General features: G+C 73.2%; 16 protein-coding genes and 4 pseudogenes. 14 read left to right on the forward strand and 6 right to left on the reverse strand.

The genetic code is table 11. From position 1 onward, the window contains the following. The first annotated feature begins 210 nt into the window (after positions 1-210). Genes ACSHWO_RS13245 through ACSHWO_RS13255 form a run of 3 tightly spaced genes read left to right on the forward strand, consistent with a single transcriptional unit; the run spans position 211 to position 1494 of the window. Positions 211-732, forward strand: a complete 522-nt coding sequence (locus tag ACSHWO_RS13245; RefSeq protein WP_361093326.1) for a MarR family winged helix-turn-helix transcriptional regulator — start codon at positions 211-213, stop codon at positions 730-732. A 58-nt stretch (positions 733-790) separates the two neighbouring features. Next, positions 791-1246: a sigma factor-like helix-turn-helix DNA-binding protein gene (locus tag ACSHWO_RS13250; protein WP_438312008.1), complete on the forward strand. Its 456-nt coding sequence runs from the start codon at positions 791-793 to the stop codon at positions 1244-1246. Then, a complete protein-coding gene (locus tag ACSHWO_RS13255) occupies positions 1243-1494 on the forward strand; it encodes a hypothetical protein (protein ID WP_438312011.1) in 252 nt (83 codons plus the stop codon). Before ACSHWO_RS13250 ends, ACSHWO_RS13255 begins: the two co-directional genes overlap by 4 nt. A 27-nt stretch (positions 1495-1521) precedes the next feature. Here ACSHWO_RS13255 and ACSHWO_RS13260 read toward each other — a convergent pair whose 3' ends face one another. Next, a complete protein-coding gene (locus ACSHWO_RS13260) occupies positions 1522-2679 on the reverse strand; it encodes a cystathionine gamma-synthase (RefSeq protein ID WP_361093335.1) in 1158 nt (385 codons plus the stop codon). 118 nt (positions 2680-2797) lie between these two features. Between ACSHWO_RS13260 and ACSHWO_RS13265 the strand changes: the two genes are divergently transcribed. From ACSHWO_RS13265 to ACSHWO_RS13295, 7 genes and pseudogenes are all read left to right on the forward strand, one after another. Beyond that, positions 2798-3901: a hypothetical protein gene (locus ACSHWO_RS13265; RefSeq protein WP_361093338.1), complete on the forward strand. Its 1104-nt coding sequence runs from the start codon at positions 2798-2800 to the stop codon at positions 3899-3901. Positions 3902-4303: 402 nt separating this feature from the next. Next, positions 4304-5929 carry a M48 family metallopeptidase gene (locus tag ACSHWO_RS13270; protein ID WP_438312014.1) on the forward strand — a complete coding sequence of 542 codons (1626 nt, stop codon included), beginning with the start codon at positions 4304-4306 and terminating at the stop codon, positions 5927-5929. Further along, the gene (locus tag ACSHWO_RS13275; protein ID WP_361093344.1) at positions 5926-7089 is read left to right on the forward strand and encodes a hypothetical protein; all 1164 of its coding nucleotides are present in this window, start codon (positions 5926-5928) and stop codon (positions 7087-7089) included. The genes ACSHWO_RS13270 and ACSHWO_RS13275 overlap by 4 nt, the downstream gene beginning before the upstream one ends. 105 nt (positions 7090-7194) lie before the next feature. Next, on the forward strand, positions 7195-7863 hold the full coding sequence (gene msrA / locus ACSHWO_RS13280) for a peptide-methionine (S)-S-oxide reductase MsrA (RefSeq protein ID WP_438312017.1): 669 nt from the start codon (positions 7195-7197) through the stop codon (positions 7861-7863). Continuing rightward, positions 7860-8465, forward strand: coding sequence for a DUF3885 domain-containing protein (locus tag ACSHWO_RS13285; RefSeq protein ID WP_438312019.1), 606 nt, complete (start codon positions 7860-7862; stop codon positions 8463-8465). The genes msrA and ACSHWO_RS13285 overlap by 4 nt, the downstream gene beginning before the upstream one ends. Before the next feature lie 266 nt (positions 8466-8731). Continuing rightward, positions 8732-8953 (forward strand): annotated as a pseudogene (locus ACSHWO_RS13290) (DUF397 domain-containing protein); the annotation flags it as partial. Positions 8954-9036: 83 nt separating this feature from the next. Beyond that, a pseudogene (locus tag ACSHWO_RS13295) lies at positions 9037-9498 on the forward strand (hypothetical protein); the annotation flags it as partial. 80 nt (positions 9499-9578) lie between these two features. Here the strand turns inward: ACSHWO_RS13295 and ACSHWO_RS13300 are convergent. Then, positions 9579-11063: a recombinase family protein gene (locus ACSHWO_RS13300; RefSeq protein ID WP_438312021.1), complete on the reverse strand. Its 1485-nt coding sequence runs from the start codon at positions 11061-11063 to the stop codon at positions 9579-9581. A gap of 48 nt (positions 11064-11111) precedes the next feature. On the opposite strand from ACSHWO_RS13300, the pseudogene ACSHWO_RS13305 reads away from it, so the two are divergent. The 3 genes and pseudogenes from ACSHWO_RS13305 to ACSHWO_RS13315 form a co-directional block, all read left to right on the forward strand. Further along, positions 11112-11213, forward strand: a pseudogene (locus tag ACSHWO_RS13305) (peptide-methionine (S)-S-oxide reductase MsrA); the annotation flags it as partial. A 167-nt stretch (positions 11214-11380) separates the two neighbouring features. Continuing rightward, a pseudogene (locus ACSHWO_RS13310) lies at positions 11381-11587 on the forward strand (hypothetical protein); the annotation flags it as partial. A gap of 116 nt (positions 11588-11703) precedes the next feature. Then, the gene (locus ACSHWO_RS13315) at positions 11704-12552 is read left to right on the forward strand and encodes a class I SAM-dependent methyltransferase (RefSeq protein WP_438312023.1); all 849 of its coding nucleotides are present in this window, start codon (positions 11704-11706) and stop codon (positions 12550-12552) included. Here the strand turns inward: ACSHWO_RS13315 and ACSHWO_RS13320 are convergent. The 3 genes from ACSHWO_RS13320 to ACSHWO_RS13330 form a co-directional block, all read right to left on the reverse strand. After that, a complete protein-coding gene (locus ACSHWO_RS13320; RefSeq protein WP_385847425.1) occupies positions 12542-13519 on the reverse strand; it encodes a GNAT family N-acetyltransferase in 978 nt (325 codons plus the stop codon). The two genes, ACSHWO_RS13315 and ACSHWO_RS13320, sit on opposite strands and share 11 nt — an antisense overlap. Positions 13520-13662: 143 nt before the next feature. Continuing rightward, a complete protein-coding gene (locus ACSHWO_RS13325) occupies positions 13663-14931 on the reverse strand; it encodes a L,D-transpeptidase (RefSeq protein WP_438312025.1) in 1269 nt (422 codons plus the stop codon). A 119-nt stretch (positions 14932-15050) separates the two neighbouring features. Then, positions 15051-15392 (reverse strand): hypothetical protein, encoded by a 342-nt coding sequence (locus ACSHWO_RS13330; protein WP_361093359.1) that lies wholly within the window; start codon positions 15390-15392, stop codon positions 15051-15053. A gap of 107 nt (positions 15393-15499) precedes the next feature. Between ACSHWO_RS13330 and ACSHWO_RS13335 the strand changes: the two genes are divergently transcribed. Continuing rightward, positions 15500-15859: an LPXTG cell wall anchor domain-containing protein gene (locus tag ACSHWO_RS13335; RefSeq protein WP_438312027.1), complete on the forward strand. Its 360-nt coding sequence runs from the start codon at positions 15500-15502 to the stop codon at positions 15857-15859. A 96-nt stretch (positions 15860-15955) separates the two neighbouring features. On the opposite strand, the gene hutH is transcribed toward ACSHWO_RS13335, so the two are convergent. Then, positions 15956-17497 carry a histidine ammonia-lyase gene (gene hutH, locus ACSHWO_RS13340; RefSeq protein ID WP_361093665.1) on the reverse strand — a complete coding sequence of 514 codons (1542 nt, stop codon included), beginning with the start codon at positions 17495-17497 and terminating at the stop codon, positions 15956-15958. Between the last annotated feature and the right edge of the window lie 3 nt (positions 17498-17500).

The raw sequence follows: 17500 nt of genomic DNA on the forward strand, positions 1-17500 counted from the left end.
GTGCCGGCGGACCGGGCGGACCCGTGCGGAAGGGGCGAAATCCGGCCATGCGGGACGGGCTCCGGGGAGCGGCCCGTAGCGGATTCCCGCCGGATCCGTACCGGGCTCGTACCAGTCGTACCAGTTCTCCCACGCGGCGTACGAGCCGCCGCGGGGCCGCGTACTCTGTCCCCCATCCTTGTCGGCCCCACGCGAAGAGAGCTCACGGCCATGCCTTCCAACCCGGCCAATTCCGACCTGCCCGCGGCGGCTGAAACACGCGCCGAAGCCGGTCTCCTGGACTCGCTCCAGCACCAGGTGGCCGTCTTCGCACGCCGCGCCGAGCAGACCCGCCTGGGCGGGGTCGGCCAGGCCCGCAACTCGATGGACCGCGCCGCGTACCTGCTGCTGAACCGGCTCGACCTGGAAGGCCCGATGGGCGTGAAGGCCCTCGCCTGCGGCATGGGCATCGACTCCTCCACGGTCACCCGGCAGGTCGCCCCGCTGGTCGACACCGGGCTGGTCAAGCGCACCTCCCACCCCGAGGACGGGCGGGCGGTGGTCCTCGCCCTGTCGCCGCGCGGGCTGGCCCGGCTGGAGGAGGTCCGGGTGTCCCGGCGCGAGCTGATGGCCCGGGTCACGGACGACTGGAGCGAGGAGGAGCGGGAGGCGTTCACCGGACTGCTGACCCGCTTCAACAGCTCGCTGTCGGAGCTGATGGGCACCGTGTCGGAGGCCGGGCCCGCCTCCTGAGGCAGCCCGCGTCCGACCCCTTGACCGGGGCGGTGCCCCTGCCCGCACCATATGCCGTGTGGACCACCGAGCGGGGCCCTACGCCGAGTTCGAGGCCTTCGTCGCGGGCGCGGCGGGGCGGCTCCTGCACGTCGCGGTCCTGCTGACGGCCGAGGCCGGTGCCGCGTCGGCCACCGCGTCCGGCGCCGACTGCCCGGCCGCCCGCCGGCTGCTGGCAGGCGCGCTGGCCCGTACGTACGCCGACTGGGAGCGGTTGCGCGGCGACGACCCCTACGACCACACCCGCCAGGAGCTGTGCGCCGCCTTCGCCCGCACCGGGCGCCGCCACCACGGCGGCCGGGGCGTTCTCGCCCCGCTTCCCCCTCTGGAACGGCTCGTGCTCGTGCTGTGCGTGTACGAGGGGGTGGCGCACGAGGTCGCGGCCGCGCAGCTGGGGCTGCCGGTCGAGCGGGTGCGGGTGCTGTCCGGGCGGGCGGTGGCCGCGCTGCGGGCCCGCCGCGGGGAGGCCGCATGAGCGTCCCCGACCGCAAGGAGACCCAGGTCAGGCGGCTGATGGAGGGGCCGTACCCGGTGGTGCCGGCCGGGCTGGCGGCCGCCGCCGCGGCCCGCGGGGACCGGCTGCTGCGCCGCCGGCGCATCCTGCGCCGGGCCGGCTGGACGCTGCTGCTGGCGGCGGCGGTGGCCTTCGCGGTGTGGGCCTCGCTGGCCCACCCGTGGGAGGTCCCGCCGAGCGATGTCTCCCCGCCCCTGGAGGGCTGGTAGCCACCGCCCGGCGGTGTCGTCGGTCCGTCAGCCGAGGGCCTGGGTGAGGTCCGCGATCAGGTCGTCGACGTTCTCGATGCCGACGGAGAGGCGGACCAGGTCCCCGGGGACCTCCAGGGCAGAGCCGGCGACCGAGGCGTGCGTCATCCGGCCCGGGTGCTCGATGAGGGACTCGACGCCGCCGAGGGACTCGCCGAGGGTGAACAGCTTGGCCCGGTTGCAGACCTCGACGGCCGCTTCCTCGCCGCCGTTGACCTGGAAGGAGATCATGCCGCCGAAGTTGCGCATCTGCTTGGCGGCGATCTCGTGGCCCGGGTGCTCGGCCAGGCCCGGGTAGAGGACCGTGTGCACCTTGGGGTGGCGGGTCAGCATCTCGGCGACCTTCGCCGCGTTCTCCGCGTGCCGGTCCATGCGCACCGCGAGGGTCTTGATGCCGCGCAGCACGATCCAGGAGTCGAAGGGGCCGGCGACGGCGCCCATCGCGTTCTGGTGGTAGGCCAGTTCCTCGCCCAGGGCGGCGTCGGCGGTGACCAGGGCGCCGCCGACGACGTCGGAGTGGCCGCCCATGTACTTCGTCAGCGAGTGCACGACGACGTCCGCGCCGAGCGCGAGGGGCTGCTGAAGGTAAGGGGAGGCGAAGGTGTTGTCCACGACCAGCTTGGCGCCGGCCGAGCGGGCGATCTCGGCGACCACGGCGATGTCGGTGATGCCGAGCAGCGGGTTGGAGGGCGTCTCGACCCAGACGGCCTTCGTCTTCGGGGTGAGGGCGGCGCGCACGGACTCCGGGTCGGAGGTGTCGGCCACCGACCACTCCACGCCCCAGCGCGAGACGACCTTCGCGAAGAGGCGGAAGGTTCCGCCATAGGCGTCGTTCGGGATGACCACGTGGTCACCGGGGGCGAGCAGCGTGCGCAGCAGGCAGTCCTCGGCCGCGAGCCCGGACGCGAAGGCCAGGCCGCGCGTGCCGCCCTCCAGCGCCGCGAGGTTCTCCTCCAGCGCGGTGCGCGTCGGGTTGGCGCTGCGGCTGTACTCGTAGCCGCCGCGCAGGCCGCCCACGCCGTCCTGCTTGTACGTGGAGACCTGGTAGATCGGGGGCACGACCGCGCCGGTCAGCGGGTCCGCCGTGTTGCCCGCGTGGATGGCGCGGGTTTCGAAGCTCTGGTGCTCGTGGCTGTCGTCGCTCATGGGCAGAGCCTAAGGCCCGTACGGCTGTGCGCCACCCCGCGGCCGGTGCCCGGGACGGGTCCTGCAACACGGCGTTCGCATTCGCCTCGGCGCGGGTCGGTCTGGTTCGCTGGAGGGCATGGAGATTCTGTGGTTCCTGATCGCCGTCGGCCTGCTCTTGGCCGCCCTCGGTCCGCTCATACGGCGCAGGCGCGCCGGCCTGCACCTGGTCCCGCCCGGCAGCCCCGACGCCGCCGACCCGGCGGACTACGGCTTCGCCCTCCAGGAGGAGCTCGACATCCGGGTCCCCGGGCCCGACCAGGACCTGATGGACGCCCTCGCGGTCGTGCAGGGGACCGGGCAGTGGCGGGCCGCCTCCCAGCTGCTGGCCGGCACCCCCCGGGACGGGGAGCTGCGCTGGCAGCGGGTCCAGGCCTTCGCCGGGGCAGCGGCCCTGGAGCTCGTGGCGCAGCCCGGGGTGGGCGCGTCCTGGCTGAAGGCGTGGCGGCTGCAGGCGGAGAAGGACGCGGGCGGCGCGCAGGTGCACGCCGAGCTGCTGGTGCAGCAGGCGTGGCGGCACTCGGGCGGCGTCGGCTCCGAGGACCACCGGATCATCCTGGAGGAGGCGCGGGAGGCCTGCCGCAAGGCGGTGCTGCTCGCCCCCGGCGACCCGGTCCCGTACGTCACGGAGCTGGCGGTCGCCCGGGCGCTGGGCTACTCGGAGGCGGAGTTCGACGACCTGTGGGCGAAGGTCATCGACGTGGCCCCGAACCACATGGGCGCCCACCTGGCCGCCCTGCACTACTGGTGCGAGAAGTGGCACGGTTCCCGGGAGAAGGCCGACGCCTTCGCGCACGCGGCGGCGGCCCGCGCCCCGCAGGGTTCGCTGCTGGCGGCCCTGCCGCTGTTCGCCGTGTACGAGCACAAGCCCGACCTGGTGCTGACCCCGTTCTGGCAGAGCGCGGTGGTGACCCGGGCGGTGGAGGGCGCGCTGTACGCGGTGCACCAGGCCCGGCCCGACGACCCGATGCTGGCGCACGTACGGCACATGCTGCTGTCGTTCCTGGTGCCGATGGAGCGGTGGGCGGAGGCCATGGAGCAGGTGCGGCACGTGGACGGCTGCGTCGGCGCCCTGCCCTGGTCCGCTTCGTCGGACCCGGCCGCCGAGTACGCGGTGTACCGCGCGCTGGCCGTCGCCGGCTACGAGGCGAACGGGGGCTCCCCGGCCACCCTGCCCCGCTGACGCACGACGCACGACGCACGACGCACGAGGTACGAGGTACGAGGTACGAGGTACGACGCGCCCCTCGTACGACGCACCACGGACGACGCACGTCGGAGCGGGCAGCACGCCGCACGCAGCGTCCTTCGGGCCATAAGGTTGCCGTAAGTGACCATGAGGCCGCATGATCCCCCCGTGGCCGTCGGGCCGGCCGGCGGGTCCGGGCGACCCCGGCTCCGCCACCGGCCCGCCTTTCGACCCGGCGCGGCCGCAGGTGTCGCACGCACCGCACCGCACCGTCAGCGCACCGCCGCGGCAGCCGGGTCGCCCGTACCCGGCCCCGGCCCCGACTGAGCGCCCGGGCGGTGCACCACGCCCACGGCACCATCGCACCGTCTTCATCCCCGGGGGGATCTGTCCCATATGGGCGCTTCACTGCGCGCGTTGCGCGCGCTCGTCCTGCTCGCAGGCTTCTATCTGCTCGGCCTCGTCCTGGTGGCCGTGCTCGCCGGCGTCGACTTCGGCGCGTACACGGCCGGGCTGCGCGGTTTCGCGCTGCTCAAACTGATCGCCGTCACCGGCGTCCTCGCCGTCCCGATCGTGCGCGGCATGTTCATGCTCCGCACCCCCAAGGGGGAGCCCGTCCCCGGCGTGCCCGTCGGCCCCGAGCAGGAGCCGGTCCTGTGGCGGGCCGTCCGCGAGGTCGCCGAACAGGTCGGCACCCGCGCCCCCGACGAGATCGTCCTGACCTCCGACGTGAACGCGGCCGTCAGCGAGGACTCGCGACTGCTCGGCCTGCTCCCCGGCACCCGCCGCCTGTACCTCGGGCTGCCGCTGATGACCGGCTTGGACGAGATGCAGCTGCGCGCCGTCCTCGCCCACGAGATGGGCCACTACGCCAACTTCGACACCCGCCTCACCCCGCTGATCGCCCGCGGGCGCGCCCAGCTCACCCGTACCGTCGCCCACTTCCACGAGCGCGCCGACGCCAAGGTCTCCAAGGAGCGGGCCCGGCAGGAGGAAAAGGCGCAGAAACGAATCGCCAAGGGCAAGAAGGCCCACGAGGTCGACACCAGCGGCCAGGGCGCCACCTACCGCGCCATGGCGAAGATCTACACCGCTTACGGCCGCTTCTACCTGCGCGCCACCCGCTCCTCCGGCCGCCGCCAGGAACTCGCCGCCGACCTGGCGTCGGTACGCGTCGCCGGCCGCGACGCCGCCGCCTCCGCCCTGCGCGAGTTCAACGCCCTCGGCCCCGCCCACGAGTTCTACATGGACTCGTACGCCACCCTCGGCCTCGGCGCCGACCTGCTGCCCCGGCCGGGGCAGGTCTTCGGCGGGCTGCGCAGCCTCCTCGACGCCCGCACCGGCGAACTCGACGACATGCGCCGCGAGCTGCCCACCGAGCCCGCCGACCCGTACGACTCCCACCCGCCGCTCGCCGAACGCGTCGCCCGCATCGAGGCCCTGCCGGACGACGGCCGCAGCCACGCCGACGCCCGCCCCGCACTGGAGCTGCTCTCGGCCCCCGAGGCCGCGCAGACCGCGCTGGAGCAGGCCGTGCTGACCCCGCAGGCGCTCGCCCTGAAGCGGGTCGACTGGCCCGAACTGGTCCACGAGAGCATGACCCGGTACGTCGACCGGGGCGCCCAGGACATCCGCGAGGCCTTCGCGGCGGAGGGCGCGGCCGCCGCCGACGGCTCGGACCGCGGCCCCGACCTGGCGGCCGTCCTCGACGCCGTCGACGCCGACCCGGACCTGCGCTGGCGCGTCGCCGACCGCTTCCCCAAGTCCGAGGAGGCCGCCGCGGCCACCGGCCGCACCGCCCGCGAGTTCGCCCGCCCCGTCGTCCGCCGGCTCCTGGGCCAGCTCGCCACCGTCGAGCTCACCGCCCGCGCCACCGCCCGCTGGGAGCTGTCCTGGTCCGACCCGGCAGCGCTGCGCTACCCGTCCGAGGAGTTCGAGGAGCAGCTGCGGTCCGCGCTGGAAGCGGCCGCCGCCGACCGGTGCGACACCGAACCGCTGCGGAAGCTGGTGCTCGCCAAGTGACCGTCGCACTCGCCGTCCTCGGCGCCCTGCTGCTCGCGGGCGCCGTCAAACTGCTGCGCGCCGTGTACTACGTGCGCAGGGCGCGGAGACTGAACGCCCGGTCGGACGCCCTGGAGGCGGAGATCGCGGCCACGCGGGCCCACACCGCCGACCTGGAGGAGCAGACCAGGGCGGAGCAGGCCGCGGCCGTCGTCGCCCTCGGCTTCGTCGCGGAGGCCGACCTCGACACCGAGCACGAGCAGCCCGTGCCCCCGGAGCGGACGGCCGCGCTGGCCGCCGTCCGCGGCGGCGACTGGCAGGCCGGCGCCGACTGGATCGACGCCGCCGGCACGGACTGGGAGGAGCGCTGGGAGCGCGTGCGCGCCCTGTCCGAGGCGGCCGCCCAGGACGACGCCTGGCTGGCGGCCTGGCAGGCGGCCCGGCCCGGCGATCCGACGGCCGCGCTCGTCGAGGCGGACACCGCCGTCATGGTCGCGTGGAACGTGCGCGGCAGCCAGTCCGGGGCCCGCACCACGCAGGAACAGTTCCGGATCTTCCGCGAGCTGCTCCTGGGGGCGGAGCGGACCGCGCACGCCGCCCAGCAGCTCGCCGACCCAGCGGACCCCGTCCCGTACATGGTGGAGCAGCCCATCGGGATGGGCCTGGGCTACCCGCACGAGCGGTACGAGGAGCTGTGGGCGCAGATCACGGCCCGCGCCCCCAAGCTGCTGTGCGCGCACACCGGCGCCCTGCAGTACTGGGCCGCGAAGTGGCGCGGCTCGCACGAGCTGGCCCTCGGCTTCGCCCGGAAGGCGGCCGACGGAGCCGAGCCGGGCGAGCTGCTGTCGCTGCTGCCGCTGATCGCGTACTTCGAGAACGAGGCCTGGACCAAGGAGCTCCAGGCGGAGGACTACTACAAGGAGCCCGAGGTCCGCGCGGCGGTCGACGCCGCCCTCGCCGACCTGGCGGCGGCCGACCCCGGCGACCGGCGGGCGGTCCGGCTGCGGCACATGCTGGCCTGGATGCTGTTCTGGCAGGACCGGGACGCGGAGGCGGTGGAGCAGTTCCGCCACATCGACGGGTACGTCGGCGCGGTGCCGTGGTCGTACCACGCGCAGCCGAAGCGGCGGTACCTGTACGCACGCGACTGGGCGGTCCGCGTGACCGCGGACGCGCGGTAGCGGCCGACGGGGGCGGGCCCGGAAACCCTCCACCGGGGCGTTCGGCCCGGGTGGGGAATCCGGGCCCGCCCCCGTCCGTTGAGGGAGGTACCAAGGAGGGAATCCATGTTCTCGTACCGCCGCACGCCCGAGCTCCCCACCGCCGAGCAGGCCCTTCAGGGCCGCTCCGAGCCCCTGTTCGCCCTGCCGCCGCAGCACACCGTCCTCGGCACCCCCCTCGCCGGCCCCTACCCGGAGCACCTGGAGGTCGCGGACTTCGGGCTGGGCTGCTTCTGGGGGGCGGAGCGGAAGTTCTGGCAGACCCCCGGGGTGTGGACCACCCTCGTCGGCTACCAGGGCGGCCACACGCAGAACCCCACGTACGAGGAGGTCTGCTCCGGCATGACCGGGCACACGGAGGTCGTCCGCGTGGTCTTCGACCCGGCGGCCGTCTCCTACACCACCCTGCTGAAGCTGTTCTGGGAGTCCCACGACCCCACCCAGGGCTTCCGCCAGGGCAACGACGTGGGCACCCAGTACCGCTCCGCGGTGTACACCCACTCCCCCGCCCAGCAGGCCGCGGCCGAGGCCTCCCGCGACGCCTACCAGAAGGTCCTGGACGCGTCCGGCTACGGCCCGATCACCACGGCGGTCCTCCCGGCCGAAGGCCGCCCGTTCTGGCCCGCCGAGGGCAACCACCAGCAATACCTCGACCGCAACATTAACGGCTACTGCGGCATCGGCGGGACGGGCGTGGCCTGCCCGATCGGCATCGCCGAGGCGCCCGGGGAATGAACGGCCCGCTGCTCGCCGACCCGGCGCACGAGCGGCTGACCCGGCTCTGGCAGGCCCACCGGCCTGCCGGGCCGGTGCTGCCGTGGGAGCTGAAGACGACCTACGCGGACCGCTGGGTGCGCTTCCACAGCCTGCCGGAGTCGAAGCGCTACGCGCAGGACGAGACCGAGTACGCGGTCCTCCTCGACCGGTACAACACGGTCCTCGACGAGCTCTTCGCGGGCGGCGAGGCGTACGTGGTGACCACCGACTGGGCCGACCCGTCCGAGCCGACGGACTACGCGGCCCGCCGCGCCGCCCTCCACCCGCAGGGCACGCTGTGGACCACCCTGGACGAGACCGACGACCCGGATCCGGCCTTCCACACGCGCTGGTACTTCTACGCCGACCGGCGCCCCTGGCAGCGCGGCTGCCTCGACCCGCTCCTCCGCGCCGTCGCGGACGACACGCTGCCCGGCATCTTCGTGACGGACCCCGGCTTCACCCGGATCCACCACCCGTACGACGGCGGCGCGGACGTCATCCTCCCCACCCCCGAGGAACGCGACCGCCTGCGCGACCAGCACTCCGCCTGGCTGTCCGCGCACCCGTCGGGGTACTGATCAGGACGGCTCGTAGCTCCCAGTCCGGCAGCGGCTGGATGTCGGGCGCGTCATCGGGGTGGATCACGATGTTGTCGAGCGGCCCGGCCGAGACCATGAGGACCCCTTCATCACTCCGCCAGGGCCCACGCGGCTGCGCAGGCCCGCCGTCTTCCTGGTCCGGATGCGGCACGTACGGAGCGCCCCACGGTTCGGTCTCGATCGCGTAGTGCCCCTGCGGCATAGTGGCCGGCGCCCGCCGACTCATCTGAATCAAGGAGGACAAGATGACCGACCTGTACGGACTCGACATCACCGGAGCCCACTTCAGCAAGGCGTGCGGAGGCAACACCCACCCGGACGGCGAGGCGTGCGTGACCTTCGCGAAGATCGGGCCGGACGCGTGGGCGATGGGCGACAGCAAGCGCCCGGACGCCGAGCCGCTGCGCTTCACCACGGCCGAGCTGGACGCGGCGGGCATCGACCCCACCCGCTTCGACCTCTCCGCCTGGTCGACGGCACCACCTCAACTGACGGCCCTGCCCTCACGCCGACGGGCGGGGCCGTCGTCATCTCTCGGAACGGAGCAGCGGTGCACCACCACGGCTACGCATGGGTGGGAGAGAAGAAGACGTTCGACAGGGAGAGCATCCGCAGACCGCCCGGCCAGGCCCCGGCGGCGACCAGTGAGCAAGAGGTGCACGACCGGTACCGAGAAGCCGTGGCCGCGTTTCCGACTGCCGACCTGCCTCCGATCCAGACGGCGCACTGGCTCATGAAACCGCCCTCGCTGATCAGGGGGACATGGGAGGAGCCCAAGGAGGCCAGCGAGTGGCTGGGACTCCAGCTCGCAGAGTTCGCACCCCGGTTCGCCTCGGAGCAGGATCGGGAGGTGACCAGGCTGGTTCTCCTTGTGAAGTCTGCTGTCGAGCGGCTGACGTGGGGAGGAGACGTATCCCTCGGCCACTACCTGAAGGGCTCTGTCTTCCACTCCGTCGCCCTCGTGGGGTGCTCGCCGAACCGTGTTGCCCCCGACCTGCCCTGCCCGGCCCGGCAAGCCGTGCCTGACAGCGGCCCCCGACGTAATGCCGGGGCCTGTCAGCGTCCGTGTGCGCCCGTCTCAGGCGCTCGCTGTCAGTCGCGCCACTTCGGGGCCAGCAGGTCAGGGTTGAAGGGGCGTCGACCTCCGCCGCCTACCGGCAGGACGATCACCGCATGAAGTGCCTCCCTGATCAGGGCACGCTTCTGCGCCAGGTCCAGCCTGCCAGAGTTCCAGCGCTCGCGTACGTCGCCGGTGACCTCGGCTGCACGCTGCTGGTTGAGGACATGGCGCGTCCGGTCCGCACGTAGTTCCTTGACCCGGGATTCCATCCTCTGATTCTCAGGGAAGAACAACTCATCCGAGATCTGGTCCTCCTGCCAAGCCTGGAGCAGCTTGCGCTGCTTCCGCGTCAAGCGGTCCAACTCGTCTTCGCCTGCCCACTTCCCGTCCACATGCGCCGTCCTGGCTGCCCGTTCCTCCAGCTTCGCCAGCACTGCTTCCGTGACGAATTCGTCAATCTTGGCACCATTGCGTCCCGTGCCACCGCAGCCGCCCATTTCCTTACTGGGGCACTGATAGAGATAGCCGCCGGAGAGATCCGGCCGCACGGTCGCACGGAGGGGCGAGTTGCAGATCTGGCCGTCCGCACCGGGCTTTCCGCATCGGAGGATGCCGGTCAGCAGGTACGAGGGGGTTCGGTAGTCCGTGACCGTTCCGTCAGACTTCACGTTGGGACCAACGCGGGCCGAGAAGAGAGCGTCGATGGCCATCCACTCCTTCGGGGTGATGATCGGCTCCCAGCGGCCCACGACCGGCACACCGTTGGCATCACGGACCAGTTCTCCGTTGTGCTTCCGCCACCCGCACAGCCGCGGGTTCCACAGCGCGAGCTTGAGGGAGCGACTCGCCCACTCCTTGCCGTTGATCGTGCGGACGCCGGCCTCCCGCCACTCTCGGAGGATCGAGTGCATGGACTTGCCCGCGATCACCTCACGGGCGCCCTTCGCCAGCCACGCCGCTTCCTCAGGCTCCAGCGTGAGCTTGTCGTCCTTCCAACCGAACGGACGCTTGCCGCCCACCGGGATGCCCAGCTCGGCACGGGCACGGTGCGAGCGGCGCGCACGCCGCTGCATCTTGCGCACCTCCATCTTGGAGATGACGACGCCGAAGAGGCCCATGGACTCCACGTCCTCGCTGTAGAGGTTCTTCGACCCCTTGGCGTCGGCGTAGATTCGTCCTTCCTCGTACGTGAGCGCGTCCACGAACCGCTCGTAGTCTCCGGCCCTGCGCGTGAGCCGGTCATCCGCGACGACGATGACGCCGCGCACGGCCTGCCCGTCCGGCAGGTGGCCCGCCTTGAGCGCCTTCACCATGGCCTCGAAGTCCGGGCGCACCACCGCCGCCTTGGCCGCCGACAGGTCGTTGTCGGTGTAGCGGTGCACGATCGTCCAGCCGAGACGGGCCGCCGTCTCCGCGTTCACCTTGTGCTGATCCTCGACGCCGTGACCGTCCCTGGCCGTGTCGGCGGAGATACGCGCGTACGAGACAACCGGGATCACCGGCGCCGCTTCGTTCACTTCCCACCCCTTTACGAAGAGTCACTAATTCTGCGTAAAGAGAAGTGGTACCACCAGCAGTACTTGGACAAGAACCCGGCGGGCTACTGCGGCATAGGCGGCACGGGCGTCTCCTGCCCCATCGGCGTCGCCACCGCCCCCGGACAGTGACCGCCGCCGGCTGGTAACCCGGCCCGCCCGGGCCCGACGCCCGCACCGCGGACGCCCTTGCCCGACCCCCGCGGCACGCAGGTTCGTCGGGCCCAGGACTCTCCCCATGGGAGCCTCAGTGACCGCCCGCTGCCGGACGGCCGCTCGTTCCGCAGCCGCCGTCGACCGTGACGGCCCTGCGCCAGGCCGTCGCGCAGGTCAGCCCCGCCGCGCTGCCCGCGTTCACGCGGGAGCTCGACGAGGCGGCCGACCAGGCCCGGCAGGGCTCTGACCTGGCACCGCTACAGCGTTTCATCTCTCAGGGGGCCGCGTACGTCCACATCCAGCGCCAGCCGCGGCTCGCCGAAGAGCTCCGCCGGTGGGAGCAGGTCGCTTCCTGGCCGCGCCCCGCGTACGGCTGATCGCCGTGGTCCGCATCGTGCCGCCCTTCAACCTCCTGTGACCGTGAAACCGGTCGCCGGGGCGGGCGGGTGAGCGGCAGACTGGGGGCGTGGATGACGGGGGGCGGGTGGACGGCGTGGCCGTCAATCGGGGTGTGTGGGACGAGCGGGCGCGGGTGCACGGGACGACGCCCGGGGACCGGTTCTACGACGTCGAGGCGTTCCTCGCCGGCCGGCAGACGCTGTGGGGCCTGGAGCGGGAGCTCGTGGGGGACGTGCGCGGGCTGGACCTGCTGCACCTGCAGTGCCACCTCGGCATGGACACCCTGAACTGGGCGCGGCTCGGGGCCCGGGTGACCGGGGTGGACTTCTCCCCCGTGGCCGTGGAGCGGGCCCGCGGGCTGGCGGTGCGGGCCGGGCTCGCGGAGCGGGCCGAGTTCGTCGAGGCGGACGCGCAGGCGCTGCCCGCGCCGCTCGGCGGCCGGTTCGACCTGGCCGTCGCCACCTACGGGGTGCTGTGCTGGATCGGCGACCTGGACGCCTGGATGCGCGGCGCGGCCGCCGCGCTGCGCCCCGGCGGCCGGCTGGTCCTCGTCGACCTGCACCCGCTGTTCCAGGTCTTCGCCAGCTACGAGCCGCTCGTCGCCGACTGGCCGTACGGCGGCGGGCAGCCGCAGCGGGAGTCGGTGACCGGGACGTACGCGGATCCACAGCTGCGCACCGAGACGCGGGACTCGGTGCAGTACCCGCACGCCCTCGGGGAGATCGTGACGGCCGCGGCCGGCGCCGGGCTGGTCGTGGAGCGGCTCGGCGAGCACACCGAGGCCGAGTGCGACGGCCGGGGGATCCTGCCGCGGGGTCAGGACGGCAGGTACCGCTTCCCGTTCGGGCAGACGCACCTGCCCGTCCTGTATTCCCTCGTGGCCCGCCGGCCGGCCGCCGCTGCCGCTACAGCGTGAGTTGGAAGACCGCCGTGCCGCGCGCGCGGCGGTAGCCGAGGGACTCGTTGACCGCCCGCATCGGGGTGTTCTCGTCCGCGACGGTCGTGTCGACGGCCCGCAGCGCCGGGTGGCGGTCCGCCGCCTCGGCGAGCATGCGGAGCTTGACGGTGCGGCCGAGGCCGCGGCCGCGGTGCCCGGGGACGACCACCGTGTCGTACTGGACCGCGCGCGGACCCTCCGGGTCGGGCAGGACGAGCTCCGTGTACGCGGCCACCTCGCCGTCCGCGGTGACGGCGGCGACCGTGGTCAGCGCGCCCCCGCGGTCCAGGATCAGCTGCTGGGAGGCGTGCAGGCGCTCCGGGGTCCAGGCGGGGACCTGCTCGTCGACCTCCCCCGTCGGGGCGTCGTCCATCGCGCAGTGCGCCCGGGCCGCCGCGGCGGCCCACGCGTCGGGGACCGTGCCGGGCCAGCACACCAGCTCGTAGCCGGGCGGGGCGGCGGCCTCCCGGACGGGCAGGGCGCGCTGCGCCTCCGGGACGTCCTGGGCGTACCAGGCCATCGGCAGGACGCACGTGAAGCCCAGCGACTCGGCGAAGGCCTGGCCGGGGCCGCCGAGGTCGACCTGGGCGGAGACGGAGGTGCGGCCCTCGGCGCGGAGTTCCTCGCGGACCCGCTGCCACAGGGCCGTGCCGAGGCCCTTGCGGCGCGCCCCCGGACGGACCGTCAGGACGTCGAGGAACGCGGTGTGCCGGTTCTCCTCGTCGCTGAACAGCAGGAGCCCGGCGACGCCGTTCCCGGCCGCCCACAGCGCGGCGCGCCCCCGCGCGGGCCGCACCCGGAGCCGGCCGGCCACCTCGACCCGGGACGGCGCCGGGAGCTGCGGCAGGTCGGCGGCCCGGGCGTCGGCGAGGACCGACCGCCAGGCCTCCGTCTCGGCGTCGGACGGGGGCGGGGTGAGTGCGCGGATCGCGGAGTCGCTCGTCATGTGCCGGACCCTAGTGCCGCCCCCGGCCGCCCGCGCGGGAGTTTCCGGCCGCCGCAAACGCCGGATGGCGGGGCACCCCCGAGGGGTGCCCCGCCATCCGCGGGTCCGGTCGCTCCGCCCGGCGGGCGGGACGGCGGCGGTGGTCAGGCGGCCGAGCCGGCCTTCCAGTCCGCCCAGCTCATGTTCCAGCCGTTGAGGCCGTTGTCCGGCCTGATGGTCTTGTCCGGGGAGTTGACCACCGTGACGACGTCGCCGATGAGCGAGTTGTCGTAGAACCAGGCGGCCGGCTGGTTCGGGTCGCCCGCGCCCTTGACGTCGTTGAGGCCGACACAGCCGTGGCTGGTGTTCGCGCTGCCGAAGATCGAGTCGGCGCCCCAGTAGTTACCGTGGAGGAAGGTCCCGGAGTTCGACAGGCGCATCGCGTGCGGGACGTCCTTGATGTCGTACTCGCCCTTGCCGTCGGCGTCGGTGAAGCCGACGGTGGCGCCGTTCATCCGGGTCTCCTTGAACTTCTCGGAGATCACCATCTGGCCGTTGTACGTCGGGTTCGCCGGGGCGCCCGCCGAGATCGGGATGGTCTTGATGACCTGTCCGTCCCGGTTGACCGTCATCTTCTTCGTCTTCGCGTCGACCGTGGAGACCTGGCTCCGGCCGATCTTGAAGGTGGCGGTGCGGTTCTGCACGCCCTGGACGCCGGGCGCGCCCTGCACCCCGTCCAGCTGCATCTTCATCGTGACGGTGGAGTTCGCCTGCCAGTAGTTCTCGGGGCGGAAGTCGAGGCGCTGCTCGCTGAACCAGTGGCCGACGACCTCCTGACCGCTGCTGGAGGTGACGTTGATCGCCGCCTGGACCGCCTTCTTGTCCTTGATCGGCTTGTTGAAGGTGATCGACACGGGCATGCCCACGCCGACGGTCTGCCCGTCCTCCGGCACGAACGAGCCGATGAAGCTGTTCTCCGGGGAGACGGTCGTGAAGGAGGAGTTCTCGTGCGCCTCCTTGCCCCCCGCGTCCTTGGCGGTCGCCGACAGCGCGTACTTCGTGGAGCGCTTCAGCGGGGCGTCCGGCTTCCAGCTCTTGCCGTCGCCGGCTATCTTGCCGGCCACGGCCGCGCCCTCGGAGGTCTTGAGCTCGACCGCGGTGAGCGTGCCGTCGGCGACACCGACCGTGGTCGTGTCCAGACCGACGTTGGTCGCCCCGTCCTTCGGCGTGATCGTTATCTTGGCCTTCGACGCGTCCTTGGCCGCCGCGGCGTCGACGTCGGACTGGGACTTGGCGCTGTCGCCGCCGCCCTTCGCCTTGTCCTCGTCTCCGCCGCCGCACGCCGTGAGCATCAGTACGCCGCCGAGCACCGCGGATATGGCCGCCATGGACCTTCGCCGCCGCCTGCTGTCCGTCCTCACACGCCACTCCATCGCTGCTGAACCCCCCGGGGCATCCCCGGGCAGGGGGGACGCCCCCTGCCACGCACCAGTCAACGCGTTGACGGCCCGGATCGGTTCCACATTCCGGTTGGATGTGGGCCACCCCACGGTCAGGCGTTGTCGGTCTCCCTGTCGAAGCCCCCATCTTCCTCGTCCAGCTCGTACTCCAACGACTCGGGGTCGTATTCGACGGGCTCGCTGCTCCAGGAGGCCTGGACGAGCTCCACTCCGGGGATGTCCACGACCAGGTCAGTGGGGTCGACGAGGTAGGCGAGGGCCTCCGATTCGTCCTCCCGGACCGCCGCCTCGGCGTGGCCGCGCTCGTCGTCCGGCATGAACTCGTCGGCGGTGATGTGGTCGAGCGCGGCTCCGGTGAGCGCTTCGGCGTCGGGCACCTCCAGCACCAAATCCACCCGAAGTCGTACGTACCGTGATGTGTCAGAAGGGTTCATACCTCGGAGAGTAAGCCCGCCGGAGCCCCGACTTTCCCACGACCCGCCCCTTTCCGTAGCATCACCGCACACGGTCAATTCGCTGCTTCCGCAAGGGGGATCGCCCCGTGTCCGCACGCCCGCCCCTGCTCACCTCGCTGGGTGCGACCACTCTCCTCGCCGCCCTCTGGTTCGTGCCGTCCGCGAACGCCACCGCACCCGCGCCCGCGGCCCCCGTATCCGCCCTGCCCGCCTCCGCGAACACCGGCGGCTCCGGCACCGTCACGATGGCCTCCGACGCCGCCGCCGGCACCGCTGACGCCGCCGGCGCGGCCGGCGCGGCCGGCACCGCCGATACCGGCGCCACCCTGGCCCTCGCCGACACCGGCGGGATCGACACCACCCCGTACCTGCTGGCCGGCACCCTCTTCCTGGGTGTCGGGGCGGGCTTCGTCACCTTCTCGGTACGCCGCTCCCGCGCCCTGTAGGGCATGCCACAACGGCCGGGGGCCGCCCGCCGGGACACCTCCCGGGAGCGGCCCCCGGCCGTTCCGCACTCGTCCGACCGGACGGGTCCGGGCTGCTCAGGCGAGCGGGCCCGTGACCGCCTCGACCGCGTCGACCAGCCCTCCGGAGCGCACGAACGCGTCGGCGGCGGCCAGGTCGGGCGCCAGGAAGCGGTCCGGCCCGGGGCCCTCGACGCCGGCCGCGCGGGCGGCGGCGATGGCGGCGAGGCTGGCCGGGGCCGCGGTGAGCCCGTGGCGCAGCTCGATGGCGCGGGTGGCCGCGTACAGCTCGATGGCGATGATGCGGGTCAGGTTGTCGACGGCGGTGCGGAGCTTGCGCGCGCCCGACCAGCCCATCGAGACGTGGTCCTCCTGCATGGCGGAGGAGGGGATGGAGTCCGCGGAGGCCGGCACGGCCAGCCGCTTCATCTCGCTGACCAGGGCGGCCTGCGTGTACTGGGCGATCATCAGGCCGGAGTCGACGCCCGCGTCGTCGGCGAGGAACGGCGGCAGGCCGTGGGAGCGGTTCTTGTCGAGCAGCCGGTCGGTGCGACGCTCGGCGATGGAGCCGAGGTCGGCGGCCGCGATGGCGAGGAAGTCCAGGACGTACGCGACGGGCGCGCCGTGGAAGTTGCCGTTGGACTCCACGCGCCCGTCGGCCAGGACCACCGGGTTGTCGACGGCGGAGGCCAGCTCGCGGGAGGCGACCAGGGCGGCGTGGGCGATCGTGTCGCGGCCGGCGCCGGCGACCTGCGGGGCGCAGCGCACGGAGTACGCGTCCTGCACGCGCGGGGCGGACTCCTCCTGGAAGTGCCCGGTGAGTCCGGAGCCCTTCAGGACGGCGGCCATGTTGGCGGCGGAGTCGCCCTGGCCGGGGTGCGGGCGGATGGCGTGCAGCTCGGGCGCGAGGACCTTCTCGGTGCCGAGCAGGGCCTCCAGCGTCAGGGCGGCCGTGATGTCGGCGGCGGTGTAGAGCCTGCGGAGGTCGGCGAGGGCCATGATCAGCATGCCGAGCATGCCGTCGGTGCCGTTGAGGAGGGCGAGGCCCTCCTTCTCGCGCAGCTCGACGGGCTCGATGCCGGCCTCGGCGAGCAGTTCGCCGGCCGGGCGGACGACGCCGTCCGGGCCCTCGGCGTCGCCCTCGCCCATCAGGGTGAGCGCGCAGTGCGAGAGCGGGGCGAGGTCGCCGGAGCAGCCGAGGGAGCCGTACTCGTGCACCACGGGCGTGATGCCCGCGTTGAGCACGTCGGCCATGGTCTGCGCGACGGAGGGGCGGACGCCGGTGTGGCCGGAGGCGACCGTCTTCAGGCGCAGGAACATCAGCGCGCGCACGACCTCCCGCTCGACGCGCGGGCCCATGCCGGCGGCGTGCGAGCGGACGATGTTGCGCTGGAGCTGCGCGCGCAGCTCGGGGCTGATGTGACGGGAGGCCAGGGCGCCGAAGCCGGTCGAGACGCCGTAGACGGGCTCGGGCTTGGCGGCGAGGGAGTCGACGATCTCGCGGGAGCGGGCGAGGGCGTCCAGGGCCTCGGGGGAGAGCTGGACCCGCGCGTTGCCGCGGGCGACGGCGATGACGTCCTCGGGGGTGGTCCCGGACGTCCCCACCACGACAGTGTGCATATC

It is taken from the genome of Streptomyces pallidus (ex Mingjun et al. 2026) (genome assembly GCF_051550185.1).
Classification (GTDB): domain Bacteria; phylum Actinomycetota; class Actinomycetes; order Streptomycetales; family Streptomycetaceae; genus Streptomyces.